We start from the raw sequence: 15,046 nt of genomic DNA, 5'->3' as shown, positions 1-15,046 counted from the left end.
GGTGGCCCCCCGCGGGGTGGGGGGGGCGTGGGGGCTTCGGGGGGGGGGGGTCTGCATGGTGGCGGCGCTCCCCTGGGGGGTGGTTGTGTCCACCCTCCCCCCCCCCAGCGGGCGGGCCGCGAGCGACGCGGTGTGCAGCGTCGCGTGCACAGCGCGTTCCTCCGGGGTGGTCAGGGTGCGGCGGGTGCGGCGACGCAGCAGCAGCACCGCGAGGACGACGACGACCGCAGCCACCAGCAGCGCGAGGGCGGCGGCGGACATCAGCGCGCTCCCCCCGGCCCCGTGCCCTCGGACCGGTCGGACGCGTCGAGTCGGGCGAGCAGCGTTGCCGGCGCCACCGTCCGGTAGGCGTCCTCGACGATGTCCTCGATGTCCCGCCAGTCGGCCTGCGTGGGAACACCGTTCGGCCCGACATCCAGGTACACGCCGATCCAGCCGCGGCCGCCGACGTACGGCGGGACGAAGAAGCGGGCGCCGTCCCGGGCCACCCAGTCCCGCTGCGACCCCGCGGGGGCCGCGGCCCAGAACGCGACCCGGTCGTCGTGGTGCCGGTCCGCGTAGCTGACGAACTGCGGGGCCCGTCGGACGAACCAGGATGGCTCGCCGTGGCTGAGCCGCTCGGTGGCCTCCGGCAGGGCGAGGCACAGGTCGCGGAGCCGGTCGAGCGGGCGCGGCGCGGTCATGCGGCCACGCTACGGCAGGCGGCGGGTGCCGGGGCGGCGCGACTGTCGCGCGGATCACAGGCCGATCACCCGAACCGGGAATTGATCACAGCCGCGACACGTTAGTTGAGTCAGAATCACTCAACTTTCAGGAGGGTCGTCAATGCCCGCATTCTTCGGTCCCGAGGGTCCCGGCCGCATCGACATCGGCCGCCTCATCAGCCGGTCCACCCAGGAGCTCGTGTCCGCGGCCGCCCGCTACGCCGCAGGCCGCGGCGACGCCGAACTCGATGCGCTGCACGTGCTGCGGGCGATGGCGGACCGTGACCCCGTGCGCGCCCTGATCCGGCGCGCCGGGGCGGATCCGTCCGCACTGGCCGACGCGGCCGAGGCGCGGCTGCCGCAGGGCCGCACCCCGGTCGGGTTCGCCGTCGCGGCCCCCACCCTGAGCCCCGCCCTCAAGGCGGCACTGCTCGAGGCGCATCAGCTCGCGCGCACCCTCGGCTCCACCTACATCGACCCGGAGCACCTGTTCCTCGCGTTCGCCGGCGACCTCGGGCACGCCGCCGGCCGGGTGCTGTCCGAGCAGGGCATCACCCCCGAGACGTCCCGCCGGGCGGGCCAGCCGGGCGTGGACGCGTCGGCGAGCGACACCCCGACGCTCGACCAGTACGGCGTCGACCTCACCGACCGCGCCCGCGCCGGTGAAATCGACCCGGTCATCGGCCGGGCACTGGAGATCGAGCAGACCGTCGAGATCCTGTCCCGCCGCACCAAGAACAACCCGGTCCTGATCGGTGAGGCCGGGGTCGGCAAGACCGCGATCGTGGAGGGTCTGGCGCAGCGCATCGTGGACGGCGACGTCCCGGACCGCCTGCACGGCAAGCGGATCGTCCAGATCGAGATGTCATCGCTGGTCTCCGGCACCCGCTACCGCGGCGACTTCGAGGAGCGGCTGACCACGCTGGTCGACGAGATCACCGCCCACCGGGATGACCTGATCGTGTTCATCGACGAGATCCACACCATCGCGGGCGCCGGCGCGGGAGCGGACGGCGCGATGGACGCGGGCAACATCCTCAAGCCGAAGCTGGCCCGCGGCGACCTGCACGTGGTCGGCGCCACCACGCTCGACGAGTACCGCAAGCACATCGAGAAGGACCCCGCCCTCGAACGCCGCTTCCAGCCGGTGATCGTCGACGAGCCCAGCGTCGAGGACGCGATCACGATCCTGACCGGGCTGCAGGAGCGGTTCGCGGAGCATCACGGCGTCCGCTACGCCGAGGACGCGATCATCGCCGCGGTGGAACTCTCGCATCGCTACATCGGCGACCGGTTCCTGCCGGACAAGGCGATCGACCTGATCGACCAGGCCGGCGCGCGGCTGTCGCTGCGCTCCCCCAAGGTGGACGCCGAGGAACTGAAATCCCAACTCGCGCAACTGGAGGTGAGCAAGGAGCAGGCCGTCGCCGCCGAGCAGTACGAGACGGCATCGCAGCTGCGCGACCGGATCACGCAGCTGCAGAACCGGATCGCCGGCGTCGACACCACCGCGTCCCCCGACACCCCCGAGGTGACGGCGGAACTGATCGCGGAGGTCGTCGCCCGAGCGACCGGCATCCCCGCCAGCCGGATGACGCAGGAAGAGAAGGACCGACTGCGGGGGCTCGAGGACGAACTGCACCGCCGGGTCGTCGGCCAGGACGACGCGGTCCGCGCGGTCGCGCGGGCGGTGCGCCGCTCCCGGGCCGGGATGGGCGACCCGAACCGCCCGGTCGGCAGCTTCCTGTTCCTCGGCCCGACCGGTGTCGGCAAGACCGAACTGGCGAAGGCCCTCGCCGCGTCCCTGTTCGGGGACGAGGACAAGATGATCCGCTTCGACATGAGCGAATTCGGTGAGCGGCATACCGTCTCGCGGCTGCTCGGCGCCCCTCCCGGGTACGTCGGCTACGACGAGGCGGGTCAGCTCACCGAGCAGGTGCGGCGCAACCCGTACTCGGTGATCCTGCTCGACGAGGTGGAGAAGGCGCACCCGGACCTGTTCAACACCCTGCTGCAGGTGCTCGACGACGGCAGGCTCACCGACGGTCACGGCCGCACGGTGGACTTCACCAACACCGTGGTGATCATGACCAGCAACCTCGGGTCCGACCTGATCTCCAGCAAGGGCGGGGCGCTTGGCTTCCTCACCGGCGATCCGGCCGCGGCCGAAAAGCCGCTGCGGGACCGGGTGCTGGCACGGCTGCGGGAGTCGATGCGTCCGGAGTTCCTCAACCGGATCGACGAGATCGTCGTGTTCCGCAGGCTGGCCGCCGACCAGCTGCACCGGATCACCGATCTGATGCTGGACGACAGCCGGAAGCGGTTGGCGGACAGGGGCATCGGTATCACGTTCAGTGACGCCGCCGTCGACTGGATCGCCGAGCACGGGCACCAGCCCGAGTTCGGGGCCCGGCCGCTGCGCCGGTCCATCCAGCGGGTGGTCGACGACCGGGTCGCCGACCTGCTCATCGACGACCTGATCGGCGAGGGCGCCCGGGTCGCCGTCGACGTCACCGACGGGGAGCTGGAACTGCGCGTGGCGTAACGGATACCGCGCCAGCGGTGGAGGCCGGCATTCCGCCGGCCGCCACCGCTGGCGACCGTGGGGTCGGGTGCCCGTCGTGCGGGGGCGCGCAGCCCGGACTACTCGATGGCGCAGCTGCCGCCGCTGCCGGGCAGCCGGTGCCGGTTCCGCGCGACCAGGCGGTACAGCCGGTCCTGCACCTGCCTGATCCCCGGAATCCGGTACACCCGCAGGGGAATTCGGGTACCGAGCACCCCGGAGAGGGCGGCATTGATCGCACCGGCGCCGTGGTGCCGGTCCCCACGCCAGTCCACCGCCCAGGCCTGCTCAAGCGCCTGATCGACGCTCACCCCGAAGCGCTCGACGGCGCCCGGTGCGTGCAGGGGCGTTGCGGTGACCCGGCCGCGGCGATCGAGCCGGTGCAGCCACCCCACACTCCACACGCAGAAGCCGCAGTCCTTGTCGAACAGCAGATCCACGCGGCGTTCGGCGCGCGGTGTTCGGTCGGGCATGACGCTCCTGCGGCGGGTGTCGTCGGGTGCTACTTGGCGTCACCCGCGGGCGGCGCATCCTTCGGGATGACCTTCTTCGCGGCGTCCTGCGCCTTGTCGACGTGCTCGGCGTACTTGCCGCCGGTCTTCTGGTCGATGAAGTCGCCCGCCTTGTCGATGGCGCCCTCGACCTTGTCCGCGTTCTCGGCCGCGTACTGCTGGCCCTTCCCGAACAGGCCCTTCAACGTGTCGACCAAGCTCATTGTCGCTCCTCACTCCGATGCCGGTTCAGGGCACCACTGAAAAGATCGGTCCGGGTCCCGCATCGCGGTTCCGGTTTGTACCTTTCCCAGTCTCACAGCTTTCCCCGGCACCCGCCACAGTGCAGCCGGGTGCGGCGTGTCAGCGCGCCGCCTTCTCGCCGGGCTGTTCGGGCAGCGAGAACAGCCTGCGGTGTTCGCCATGCAGGCGTCCGGACACCCACCACCCGACCTCGACGAGCACGATCCCCACGCCGCCGCACACGAACGCGGTCGTCGTCGCCGCCACGTTCGACGGGTCGAGCTTGAAGAACTCCCGCGCGAACGGGAGCGCGAACAGCACCACGTAGCCGAGCGCGGACCCGACGATCAGCACGACCTTCCACCACACGTACGGGCGGGCGACGATCGCCAGCACCCACAGCGCGATCGTGATCAGCGTGATCAGCGCGGTGGTGCCCGCCTGCACCTGCTGCGTCTCGGTCTGGTCGGGGCCCGCGTAGACGAGCGCGTAGGCGACGAAGGTGCAGATCCCGACCACCAGACCGGACGGGATCGCGAACCGCATCACCCGCGGCACGAAGCCGGTGCGGGCCCGCTCGTTGTTCGGCGCGAGGGACAGGATGAACGCGGGGATACCGATCGTGAACCAAGCCGCGATCGTCACGTGCCGCGGCAGGAACGGGTACGGCATCGGCTCGAAGTCGAACAGTTCCGATGCCACCCCGGACAGGCCGACGAGCAGGGCAAGCAGCACCGAGTACACCGTCTTGGTGAGGAACAGGTTCGACACCCGCTCGATGTTGCCGATCACCCGGCGACCCTCACCGACCACGTACGGGAGCGTCGCGAAACTGTTGTCCAGCAGCACGATCTGCGCGACCGCTCGGGTGGCGGGGCTGCCGGATCCCATCGAGACACCGATGTCCGCGTCCTTGAGCGCGAGCACGTCGTTGACCCCGTCGCCGGTCATCGCGACCGTGTGCCCGCGCGACTGAAGGGCGCCGACCATCTCCCGCTTCTGATCGGGCCGGACCCGCCCGAAGGTGGTCGCGGTGTCAAGGACCTCGGCGAGCGACTCCCGATCCGAGGGCAGCTCGCGGGCATCGACCGCGCGGTCCCCTCCGGGCAGCCCCAGCGACTGCGCGACCGCCCCGACGGACACGGCGTTGTCGCCGGAAATGACCTTGACCTCGACCTTCTGCTCCGCGAAGTACGCGAGGGTGTCGGCGGCGTCGGGTCGCACCCGCTGCTCGAGGACCACCAGGGCGCGCGGCGTGACGACCCCGGGCGCGTCGGGGGCGTCGACGGCGCGGTCACTCTCGCCGAGCAGCAGCACCCGCAGCCCGCCCGCCCCGATCTCCTCCGCGGTCCGTGCCGCCGACGACTCCGGGTCGAGCAACACGTCGGGGGCGCCGAGCACCCAGTTGCCGTTGGGGCCGTACGAGTTTCCGCTCCACTTCTTCGCCGACGAGAACGGCGCCACCGCGGTCGTGGTCCACCCGGGGTCGTGGTCGTATGCCTCCGCGATCGCCAGCACGCTCGCGTTCGGCCGCGGATCGTCGGCGGCCTGCGCGGCAAGCGCGTCCCGCAGCCGGGCCTCGGTACCGCCGGGATCGTCCGCCGTCAGCAGCCGCAGCTCGGACAGCCGCATGCCGTTCTCGGTGAGGGTGCCGGTCTTGTCCGCGCACACCACGTCGACGCGCGCGAGTCCCTCGATCGCGGGCAGTTCCTGCACCAGGCACTGCCTGCGGCCAAGCCGGATGACGCCGACCGCGAACGCCAGCGACGTCATCAGCACCAGCCCCTCCGGCACCATCGGGACCAGGGCGGCGACCATGCCGTTCAGCGCGCCCCCGAGGTCCTGCTCGCTGACGAACAGCTGGTTGTAGACGATCAGCACCCCCGCCGGAATCATCATGTAGGTGATGACCTTGAGGATCTTGTCGACGCCGCTGCGCAGCTCCGAGTGGACCAGGGTGAACTTGCTGGCCTCCGCCGCGAGTTTGGCCGCGTACGCGTCGCGGCCGACCTTGGTGGCACGGTAGGCGCCGCTGCCGGAGGCCACGAAGCTGCCGGACAGCACCTGGTCGCCGGGCCTCTTGTGCACCGGATCCGCCTCACCGGTGAGCAGCGACTCGTCGACATCGAGTGCCTCGCCCTCGACGACCACCCCGTCGACCACCACCTGGTCGCCGGACCCGAGCTCGATCACGTCGTCGAGCACCACCTCGCTCGGGGACACCGCCGCGGTGGCACCGTCCCGCCGCACCACCGGCCGGGACTGGCTGACGATCGCCAGCTTGTCCAGGGTCCGCTTCGCGCGCACCTCCTGGATGATGCCGATCGCGCTGTTCGCGACGATCAGCAGCCCGAACATGCCGTCGATCACCGAGCCGGTCGACAGCACGATCACCAGGAGCACACCGAGGATCGCGTTGATGCGGGTGAACACGTTGGCCCGGACGATGTCCCTGACCGAGCGGCTGGCCCGGCTCGGGACGTCGTTGGTCCTGCCGTCCGCGCGGCGCTGCGCGACCTGATCGGAGGTCAGCCCCGTCCGGACATCCATCTCGCCCGGCGAGAGGGTGTCGACGCCGCGGGTCTCGTCGTTGGCCATCCCGTCAGATTACTCACCGCGACGGTGAAATCCGCTGCCGACCAGGGCACGTCGCGGCCCACGGGACAACCCGGCGACGTGACGGCTCCCGATGGACCGCGAATCACCTCCGCAGGCCCCTACGCGAGCCGCAACCACCAGTGCCGCTGAGTCCCCGGGCGGAGCACATCGATCCGCTGCCCGGGCATCGGCACCCGGACCGTGACGCCCGCCGGGTCGGCGGCGGCCAGCAGCCGGGTGATCGGCTCCGCCCACGGATGGAACGCCAGGTTGAAGGTCGCCCAGTGCACCGGAACCAGCACCCCCGCCGCGGCCGATCCCCGCCCGAGGTCGGTGTGCATGCGCACCGCCTCCTCCGGGTTCATGTGCACGTCCGGCCAGTGCTCGTCGTACGCGCCGACCGGGAGCAGGGTCAGGTCGAACGGGCCGTGCCGCCGCCCGATCTCGGCGAACCGCGGCGTGTACCCGGTGTCGCCGCCGAAGAACACCGCGTGGTTCGGTCCCCGCACCACCCACGACGACCACAGCGTGGTGTTGCGGCGCAGGCCGCGCCCGGAGAAGTGCCGCGCCTCCGTGCAGGTGAGCACCAGGTCCCCGATCGTGGCCTGCTCGTCCCAGTCCAGTTCGACAATCCGCTCCTCCGGCACCCGCCAGTGCCGCAGGTGCGCGCCGATTCCCTTGGGCACCACGAACGGTGCGCTCTGGGTGCGCAGCAGCGACAGGACGGTCGCCTTATCGAGGTGGTCGTAGTGGTCGTGCGAGACGAGCACCGCGTCGACCGGCGGCAGCGCGGCGACATCGACCGGGGCCGGGTGCAGCCGGGCGGGGCCGACCAGCGGGGACGGCGACACCCGATGGCTCCACACCGGATCCGTCAGCACCCGGTACCCGTCGATCTCGACGACGGCGCTCGAATGCCCGAACCAGGTGACCGCCAGCTCCGCGGCCTCGGCCGGGGCGAGCGGCGTCGCGAGCGGGATCGGCTGGCGCGGACGCCCGAGCCGACGCCGGGTCAGCACCGAGGACCACAGGCTGGACTCGTCGCCACGGGCCAGCGGAACGCTCGGATCGGTGTTGTGAAACCTGTTGTCCCGGTACCGCGCCGACCCGACCGCCCGCGGCGCGATCGCGGCCGCCGACGCGCCGATCTGGCCCGGGATACCCCACGCCGCACGCGCCAGCGCCGCCGCACCGACCGCCGCGAGCGTCGCGACGACCATTCCCCGCGCCCGCACGTCAGCGTCCCCGGAAGGTCGGGGTGCGCTTCTCCTGCCGAGCCCGGGACGCCTCGAGCATGTCCTCGCTCGACCAGGCCGCGTGCAGGGCCTCGAGCTGTTCCGGTGTCGGATCGTCCTGCGTGCCGTCGTCGTTGAGGACGAGCTTGAGGTGCCGCAGCGACAGGGGCGCCAGCGCGGCGATCCGCTTGGCCCACTCCTGCGCGTCGGCGAGGTCGCCGATCTTGTTGGCCAACCCGAAACCGAGTGCCTGCTCGGCGTCGATCTGTTCGGCGCCGAGCAGCACCGTGCGCGCGGGCCCGCCACCGACCAGCGAGACGAGCCGCCGGACCGTCCAGGAGTCCACCGAGATGCCCAGCTTCACCGCGGGCACCGCGAAGAACGATCCGGGCGCGACCACCCGCAGGTCGGAGGCCAGTGCCAGCTGGGTGCCCGCGCCGACCGCGGGACCGTTGACCGCGGCGATCACCGGGATCGGCACGGAGTCGATGGTGTGCAGCATCTCGAGCAGCGTGTCGGTGAACCCGTCGGCATAGACGTCGCCGGACAGGTCCGCGCCCGCGCAGAAGGCGCTCCCCCTGCCGGTCAGGACGAGCACCCGGGCGCCCTGCCCGACGGCCTCGTCGACGGCGTCCCGAAGGAGCACACACAACTCGGTGTTGAGGGCGTTGCGCCGCTCGTCCCGCTGCAACTCGATGGTCACCACGTCGCCGTCCCGGCTGGTCCCGATCATGATGGTGACCGTACCGTCATGACCTGGGAGGTTGCCAGCATGTTGGAGTCCGTGGATGTCGTGGTGATCGGCGCGGGCCAGTCCGGGCTGTCCGCGGGTTATTACCTGCGCAGGCTTGGCGCGCCCGCGGGCATCCGGTTCGCGATCGTCGACCACGCGCCGGGGCCGGGCGGCGCGTGGCAGTTCCGCTGGCCGTCGCTGACGCTGAGCACCGTCAACCGGGTCCACGACCTGCCCGGCATGCCGTTCACCGACGTCCTCGACGCGGTGCCCCCGGAGCAGGTCGAGGCCGCGGCGGCGGTCCCGCGCTACTACGCCGAGTACGAGCGCCGGTTCGCCCTGCCCGTGCATCGCCCGGTGCACACCCGGGTGGTGTGCGACCACGGCGACCGAACCGGGCCGCTGACCGTCGAGACCGACGGCGGTGCGGTGACCGCGCGCGGCATCGTCAACGCCACCGGCACCTGGGAACGACCGTTCGTGCCGCGGTATCCGGGCACCGAGACGTTCCGCGGCCGAATGCTGCACACCCGTGACTACCGGACCGCGGACGAGTTCACCGGCAGCCACGTGCTCGTCGTCGGGGGTGGGATCTCCGCGGTGCAACTGCTGGACGAGATCTCCCGTGTCACCACAACGACCTGGGTGACCCGCAGGCCACCGCGGTTCCGGGACACCCCGTTCACCGGCGGCGAGGGGCGGGCCGCAGTCGCGGTCGTCGAGGACCGGGTGCGGCGCGGGCTGCCACCCGGATCGGTGGTGTCGGTGACGGGTCTGCCGCTGACCCCGGCCCTGCGTGCGGCCCGCGACCGTGGCGCACTGGACCGGCTGCCGATGTTCAGCGAGATCACCCCCGACGGGGTGCGGTGGGCCGACGGAACCGAGGAGAAGGTCGATGTGATCCTGTGGTGCACCGGGTTTCGCAGTTCACTCGACCACCTGGCACCGCTGCGGCTGCGCGGCCCCGGCGGCGGGATCACGATGACCGGGCGGCTGGCCACCCAGGTCGCCGCCGACCCCCGGGTGCACCTGCTCGGCTACGGGCCGTCCGCGTCCACGATCGGCGCGAACCGCGGCGGCAGGGCCGCGGCACGGGAACTGATCGCGCACCTGACCGGAACCTGACGACCGCCCGCGCCCCGCCCCCGTGTGCACACGGGTGTTCGCGCACCCACACCCCCGCTACCCGCCGAAAACCCCCGCGCACGCCGCACCACCCGTGTGCACAGGGGTCATCCGGTGCCGGTCGCGCGCCGGCGCAGCTCCCTCGGCGACGTGCCGGTGACCGCACGCACCGCGCGCCCGAACTGACTCAGCCCCGCGAAGCCGCTGCGGCGGGCGATCTGCCCGATCGACAGTCCCGACAGCGACGGGTCGGCGAGCAGGTCGACGCCGCAGCGGACGCGGCGCCGCCGGATCAGCCCGTACACCGACTGCTCCTCCGACTCCATCACCTTGTGCAGGTAGCGACTGCTGACGTTGACGGTGGCCGCCACCTGCTCGACGCTGAACGCCGGGTCGGTGAAGTTCTGCTCGATGACCTCGTGCACGCGCGAACGCAGACCCGACGCCCCGTCCTCGGGTCGCCCGCGGAACGGGTGCGCCTCCCGCAGCACCGCGACGGCGAGGTCCACGACCGCGTGCTCGATCAGCGCCACCTCGCCCGGGTGCATCCGGCGTGCGGTCAGCGGGCCCAGCATCCCGGCGAGGACGGCGCCGGTCGCCGAACCCGGCAGTGCGGCGCCACCGAACCGACGCGGGTCGACGGACCGGGACAGCACCAGCGGTCGCGGCAGGTAGGCGAAGACGAGGTCACTCCCCTCGGCGATGTCGATGGCGAGCGGCCGCCCGAAGTCGACGCACAGCGCATCCCCCGGATTCACCCGATGAACGGACTGATTCTGTTCCAGCACAATGGAACCCGAAAGGATGCAGGCGACGGCGACGTAGCCCGACATGGGGTCGTGGAGCTGCCCCGGTCCCCGCACCCCGGCGACGGCGGTCGAGCGCATCCGGTTCACCCGGACGGATCCCAGATCGACGGAAATCATCGTCGCCGCGAACGTCGACGGGTCGTCGGCGCTGAAGCGGCACATCCCGGACAGGGTGTCGAGGCCGTCCCGCCCGGTCATGCTGATGCCGCCGGCGAAGCGTTCGGTCAACGCCCCGGCGTTCTCCCCGTCCACCCGTCCGTTCCCCTGCCCAGAATGTTTGCCCGACCATAGCCTGTGCGAGCGGAACACCCGGGCGACACGCCACGACCGGGCCGGGTCGGGCGCGTCAGATCAGGGACACCCCGACGAACCAGCCGACGGTAGCGAGGACGATCAGCAGCACAGCGCCCGCCAGGTACGGCCCCCAGGTCGCCAGGGGGGTCCGCGCGTCCCCGGATCCGGGCTCGGCCTCGGACTCCGCGCCGGGGTGGTCCGCGGTCGCCTCCGGCGCGGCCGGCACCGCGGGGGCGGCGGCGATCACCTCGTCCAACACCTGCACCACCCGGTCGGCGCCCAGGTCGCCCGACCCGACGGCATCGACGATTAGGCCGGACAGCGCTGGCGATACGTCGGGGCGCACCGCGCTCGGGGAAAGCGGCCTTCCGGTGCCCGTGTGGTGCATGCCGGTGAGCAGTTCGGACAGGACGTTGCCGAGTCCGCGCACGTCGTCGCGCGGCGTTGCCTGCGCGGGGACCCCGGGGAACGCCAGGTAGGCGATGCCGTCGGCGTCCACCCGGATCCGGCTCGGGTGGTCGATCCCGATGCACACCCCCGCGCGGTTGGCGTCGCGCACCACCCCGGCGAGCAGCGCCACCGCTTCGGCCGCGTCCGCGGGCTGGCCGACCCTGACCAGGCCGAGCGCGTGGCTCTGCTTCCACTGGGACACCACAACGGCGCAGCCGTCGGCCTCGAACATGTCGAGGACGGCGGGCACCGCCTCGGTGCGACCCGGCCGCGGCTGCGCACCGTCACCGGTACGGCACAACCAGCCGGTGCGATCGAGGAACCCGGCAGCGGACGATTCCCGCGCCTCGGCGACGGTCAGGGCGACGTCCCTGGCGAGGACGGTGTCATGGGCGCGCCAGAACGCGACGCCGGTGCTCCCGCCGCACCGTTCGAGCAGTCGATAGCGGTCACCCGCGAACTGGGCTCCCGGCACCAGCGCCCAGACCGGTGGCCGGGTTGGCGTGCGGGTGCTCGATCGGGCGGGCACCCGTGGTTGCATCGGGGCCTGCACACCGGGCGGGGCGACGGGCGTGGTCGTGCCGGGTCGAGCCGCGGACCGGCGAGGCCGCGTCGGCGTCGCCGCCGCCCCCTCCTGCCGCGCCACTGCTGTCGAGCCGGTTTCCGTCCGCATTCCCACCATCCCCTACGTTTGCCGAAGTCGACCGGCACCGTGGTGTTGGTGCGCCGGTCGACTCATGTCACGACTCGGATTGTCGCCGCACCGGGAACCGGACCGCATCGCCGATGGCTCCGAGTTAGCCGAATGTGCGGAATCTGTGGAATCTCCGTGCACGGAATGCCGAATCGTGATCAGAAATACCTGTTCAGGCTATCCCATGTCGAAGGTGGCGGGATCGCCGCCGAGGCGGTTGCCCGCGTCCAACCCCGCGATCACCGCGAGGTCGTCCGCGTCCAGCTCGAAGTCGAACAACTCGATGTTCTGCCGAATGCGGTAGGGGGTCACCGACTTCGGGATGACGACGGTGCCGAGCTGCAGATGCCAGCGCAGCACGACCTGCGCCGTCGACCGCTGGTGCTTGTCCGCGATCCGGGCGAGCACCGGATCATCGAGCAGGCCCTTGCCCTGCCCGAGCGGCGACCACGCCTCGGTCACGATGCCGAGCTCGGCGTGCACCGCCCGCAGCTCCGACTGCGCGAAGTCGGGATGGACCTCCACCTGGTTGACCACCGGCACCACGCCGGTGTCGTCGATGATCGTGCGCAGCTGTGCTGGCTGAAAGTTGGAGACACCGATGGACCGGGCCCTGCCGTCCGACTTCAGCTCGGTGAACGCCCGCCAGATGGCGCGGTAGTCGTCCCGCATCGGACGCGGCCAGTGGATCAGGTAGAGGTCGACATAGTCGAGGCCGAGCCGGTCGAGGGACGCCTCGAACTCGAAGAACACGCCGTCCCGGGTCCACGGCTGCGCGGCGTTGTTCCACAACTTGGTGGTGACGAACAGCTCGTCGCGCGGGATCCCGGACGAGGCGATCGCACGGCCGGTGCCGACCTCATTGCCGTAGATCGCCGCGGTATCGATGCTCCGGTAGCCGATGCTCAGCGCGCTGGTCACCGCCGTGTAGGTGTCGTCGTCGGGGACCTGCCAGACCCCGAACCCGACCTGGGGAACGACGTTGCCGTCGGAGAGGGTCACGTTCGGTACCGGATGCACAGAGGTCATGTTGGGCGAACGTCCCGGGCCTGCCGGTTTGTTCCCGTCGGGGCGGTGGTTGAGACAATCCCCCCATGAGCGCCACCCTGCACGCCGACGACGTCTCCGCCGCCCGCGGCGACCGCACCCTGTTCACCGGGCTCGATCTCGTGGTCGCACCCGGGGACGTGATCGGCCTGGTCGGCGCGAACGGTGCGGGCAAGTCCACCCTGCTGTCCATCCTCTCCGGCGACACCACCGCCGACGTCGAGGGCACCGTCTCCCTCAGCCCGCCGGACGCGACCGTCGGCCACCTCGTGCAGGAACCCGAGCGGATCCCCGGCGAGACCGTCGAGGCGTACCTCGGTCGCCGCACCGGCGTCACCGACGCCGAGACGGAGATGAACGCCGCCGCCGAAACGCTGACCGAGCCGGGCGGCGACGACCGGTATGCGCACGCGCTGGAACACTGGCTCGGGCTCGGTGGCGCCGACCTGCACGAGCGGTCCGGACAGATCCTCGACGACCTCGGCCTCACCGCGGGACTGGACGCCGAAATGACCGCCCTGTCCGGCGGGCAGGCCGCCCGCGTCGGACTGGCGGCGCTGCTGCTGTCGCGGTACGACGTCCTGCTGCTCGACGAGCCGACCAACGATCTGGACCTGGACGGCCTGGAACGACTGGAACGGTTCGTCGCCGAGACCCGCACCGGCGTGGTGGTGGTCAGTCACGATCGAGAGTTCCTGGCGCGCACCGTCACCGGCATCGTCGAGCTCGACCTCGCCCAGCAACAGATCGCGGTGTACGACGGCGGCTACGAGTCGTACCTTGCCGAGCGGGCCGTCGCCCGCAGGCACGCGCGGGAGCGCTACGAGGAGTACGCGGACACCAAGGCCGGGCTCGAGTCGCGCGCCCAGATGCAACGCAACTGGCTTGAGCACGGCGTCCGCAACACCCGACGAAAGGCGAAGGGCGCCGACTCCGACAAGATGGGACGCAAGGCGCGCGCCGAGTCCACCGAAAAGCAGGCCGCGAAGGCCCGGCAGACGCAACGCCGCATCGAGCGGCTCGAGGTGGTCGAGGAGCCCCGCAAGGAGTGGGAGCTGCGGATGGAGATCGCGGACGCGCCGCGCAGCGGTGCGGTCGTCGCGACGCTGACCGGCGCGGTGGTTCACCGTGAAACGTTCCAACTCGGCCCGATTCATGCCCAGATCGAGTGGGGTGACCGCATTCTCGTCACCGGACCGAACGGCTCCGGCAAGTCGACACTACTCGGCGTGCTGCTCGGCAGGCTCGCACCGGATGAGGGCACCGCGACGTTGGGTTCCGGTGTCGCGGTCGGCGAGGTGGACCAGGCGCGCGGACTGTTCGAGGGCGGCGAGCCACTGGTGGCCGCGTTCGGTGCGCAGGTGCCCGACTGGCCCGACGCCGACGTGCGGACCCTGCTCGCGAAGTTCGGCCTCCGCGGGCAGCACGTGCTGCGTCCCGCGGACTCGCTGTCGCCCGGCGAGCGCACCAGGGCAGCCCTCGCCCTGCTGCAGGCCCGCGGGGTGAACCTGCTCGTGCTCGACGAGCCGACCAACCACCTCGACCTGCCCGCGATCGAGCAGCTCGAGCAGGCGATGGACTCGTACACCGGGACGCTGCTGCTCGTCACCCACGACCGGCGGATGTTGGACACGATGCGCAGCACCCGTCGGTGGCGGATGGACGGCGGACGGCTGACCGAGGAATAGGCGGCCCGCGCCCCCGCTCCCTCCGCCGCAAAACCCCTGTGCACACGGGTACTGGAGCGTGCACACCGGTAATGCGCGCCGAAACCCCGTGTGCACGCGACACTCGGGGTGTGCACACAGGCGTTGCGGCGTGCACACGGGTACTGGAGCGTGCACACAGGTTGTGGAGCCAGCACACGGGTAATGCGCGCCGAAACCCCATGTGCACGCGGCACTCGGGGTGTGCACACAGGCGTTGCGGCGTGGACACGGGCAATGCGCGCCACGCCGAAAACTTGACAGAGCCCCGTGAAGTGGTGGACTTCGGATCAGGCGCGAGATCGCGTAGTGATCAACGAGTCATGCTGAATGCTAGCTGATTTCGACGGCCTC

12 protein-coding genes and 1 pseudogene are annotated in these 15,046 nt (G+C 71.4%); 3 read left to right on the top strand and 10 right to left on the bottom strand.

The features are described from left to right. Positions 1-261 (bottom strand): annotated as a pseudogene (locus ACFWQG_RS00065) (hypothetical protein); the annotation flags it as partial. Further along, positions 261-683 carry an MmcQ/YjbR family DNA-binding protein gene (locus tag ACFWQG_RS00060; RefSeq protein WP_378505529.1) on the bottom strand — a complete coding sequence of 141 codons (423 nt, stop codon included), beginning with the start codon at positions 681-683 and terminating at the stop codon, positions 261-263. The pseudogene ACFWQG_RS00065 and the gene ACFWQG_RS00060, both read right to left, overlap by 1 nt. A gap of 142 nt (positions 684-825) precedes the next feature. On the opposite strand from ACFWQG_RS00060, the gene ACFWQG_RS00055 reads away from it, so the two are divergent. Continuing rightward, entirely contained in the window at positions 826-3,249 is a 2,424-nt protein-coding gene (locus ACFWQG_RS00055; protein WP_378505528.1) for an ATP-dependent Clp protease ATP-binding subunit, read from the top strand. Between the two features lie 98 nt (positions 3,250-3,347). Here ACFWQG_RS00055 and ACFWQG_RS00050 read toward each other — a convergent pair whose 3' ends face one another. The 5 genes from ACFWQG_RS00050 to ACFWQG_RS00030 form a co-directional block, all read right to left on the bottom strand. Continuing rightward, a complete protein-coding gene (locus ACFWQG_RS00050) occupies positions 3,348-3,740 on the bottom strand; it encodes a thiol-disulfide oxidoreductase DCC family protein (RefSeq protein WP_378505527.1) in 393 nt (130 codons plus the stop codon). Positions 3,741-3,769: 29 nt separating this feature from the next. Beyond that, positions 3,770-3,982 carry an antitoxin gene (locus tag ACFWQG_RS00045; protein ID WP_378505526.1) on the bottom strand — a complete coding sequence of 71 codons (213 nt, stop codon included), beginning with the start codon at positions 3,980-3,982 and terminating at the stop codon, positions 3,770-3,772. 139 nt (positions 3,983-4,121) lie between these two features. Then, on the bottom strand, positions 4,122-6,599 hold the full coding sequence (locus ACFWQG_RS00040) for an HAD-IC family P-type ATPase (protein ID WP_378505525.1): 2,478 nt from the start codon (positions 6,597-6,599) through the stop codon (positions 4,122-4,124). Positions 6,600-6,718: 119 nt separating this feature from the next. After that, positions 6,719-7,819: an MBL fold metallo-hydrolase gene (locus ACFWQG_RS00035; protein ID WP_378506025.1), complete on the bottom strand. Its 1,101-nt coding sequence runs from the start codon at positions 7,817-7,819 to the stop codon at positions 6,719-6,721. 16 nt (positions 7,820-7,835) lie between these two features. Then, positions 7,836-8,567, bottom strand: a complete 732-nt coding sequence (locus tag ACFWQG_RS00030) for an enoyl-CoA hydratase (protein WP_378505524.1) — start codon at positions 8,565-8,567, stop codon at positions 7,836-7,838. A gap of 39 nt (positions 8,568-8,606) precedes the next feature. Here ACFWQG_RS00030 and ACFWQG_RS00025 point away from each other — a divergent pair, with 39 nt between their 5' ends. Beyond that, positions 8,607-9,692 (top strand): NAD(P)-binding domain-containing protein, encoded by a 1,086-nt coding sequence (locus ACFWQG_RS00025; protein ID WP_378506024.1) that lies wholly within the window; start codon positions 8,607-8,609, stop codon positions 9,690-9,692. A 107-nt stretch (positions 9,693-9,799) separates the two neighbouring features. Here the strand turns inward: ACFWQG_RS00025 and ACFWQG_RS00020 are convergent, their stop codons facing one another. The 3 genes from ACFWQG_RS00020 to ACFWQG_RS00010 form a co-directional block, all read right to left on the bottom strand. Further along, positions 9,800-10,753 carry a helix-turn-helix domain-containing protein gene (locus ACFWQG_RS00020; RefSeq protein WP_378505523.1) on the bottom strand — a complete coding sequence of 318 codons (954 nt, stop codon included), beginning with the start codon at positions 10,751-10,753 and terminating at the stop codon, positions 9,800-9,802. A 94-nt stretch (positions 10,754-10,847) separates the two neighbouring features. Next, positions 10,848-11,774, bottom strand: a complete 927-nt coding sequence (locus tag ACFWQG_RS00015) for a hypothetical protein (RefSeq protein ID WP_378505522.1) — start codon at positions 11,772-11,774, stop codon at positions 10,848-10,850. Positions 11,775-12,116: 342 nt separating this feature from the next. Beyond that, positions 12,117-12,968, bottom strand: coding sequence for an aldo/keto reductase (locus ACFWQG_RS00010; protein ID WP_378505521.1), 852 nt, complete (start codon positions 12,966-12,968; stop codon positions 12,117-12,119). Between the two features lie 65 nt (positions 12,969-13,033). On the opposite strand from ACFWQG_RS00010, the gene ACFWQG_RS00005 reads away from it, so the two are divergent. Continuing rightward, entirely contained in the window at positions 13,034-14,674 is a 1,641-nt protein-coding gene (locus ACFWQG_RS00005) for an ABC-F family ATP-binding cassette domain-containing protein (protein ID WP_378505520.1), read from the top strand. The last annotated feature ends 372 nt before the right edge of the window (positions 14,675-15,046 follow it).

The sequence above is a fragment of the Rhodococcus sp. NPDC058532 genome (assembly GCF_042719255.1).
GTDB lineage: Bacteria > Actinomycetota > Actinomycetes > Mycobacteriales > Mycobacteriaceae > Rhodococcus_G.
The sequence above is the reverse complement of the archived record's forward strand: the minus strand, read 5'-3'. Positions and strand labels throughout refer to the sequence as shown.

Bases quoted from the DNA above. Each gene is read 5' to 3' on its own strand.
- ACFWQG_RS00060 (WP_378505529.1), bottom strand. From the start codon at position 683: ATGACCGCGCCGCGCCCGCTCGACCGGCTCCGCGACCTGTGCCTCGCC.
- ACFWQG_RS00055 (WP_378505528.1), top strand. From the start codon at position 826: ATGCCCGCATTCTTCGGTCCCGAGGGTCCCGGCCGCATCGACATCGGC.
- ACFWQG_RS00050 (WP_378505527.1), bottom strand. From the start codon at position 3,740: ATGCCCGACCGAACACCGCGCGCCGAACGCCGCGTGGATCTGCTGTTC.
- ACFWQG_RS00045 (WP_378505526.1), bottom strand. From the start codon at position 3,982: ATGAGCTTGGTCGACACGTTGAAGGGCCTGTTCGGGAAGGGCCAGCAG.
- ACFWQG_RS00040 (WP_378505525.1), bottom strand. From the start codon at position 6,599: ATGGCCAACGACGAGACCCGCGGCGTCGACACCCTCTCGCCGGGCGAG.
- ACFWQG_RS00035 (WP_378506025.1), bottom strand. From the start codon at position 7,819: ATGGTCGTCGCGACGCTCGCGGCGGTCGGTGCGGCGGCGCTGGCGCGT.
- ACFWQG_RS00030 (WP_378505524.1), bottom strand. From the start codon at position 8,567: ATGATCGGGACCAGCCGGGACGGCGACGTGGTGACCATCGAGTTGCAG.
- ACFWQG_RS00025 (WP_378506024.1), top strand. From the start codon at position 8,607: ATGTTGGAGTCCGTGGATGTCGTGGTGATCGGCGCGGGCCAGTCCGGG.
- ACFWQG_RS00010 (WP_378505521.1), bottom strand. From the start codon at position 12,968: ATGACCTCTGTGCATCCGGTACCGAACGTGACCCTCTCCGACGGCAAC.
- ACFWQG_RS00005 (WP_378505520.1), top strand. From the start codon at position 13,034: ATGAGCGCCACCCTGCACGCCGACGACGTCTCCGCCGCCCGCGGCGAC.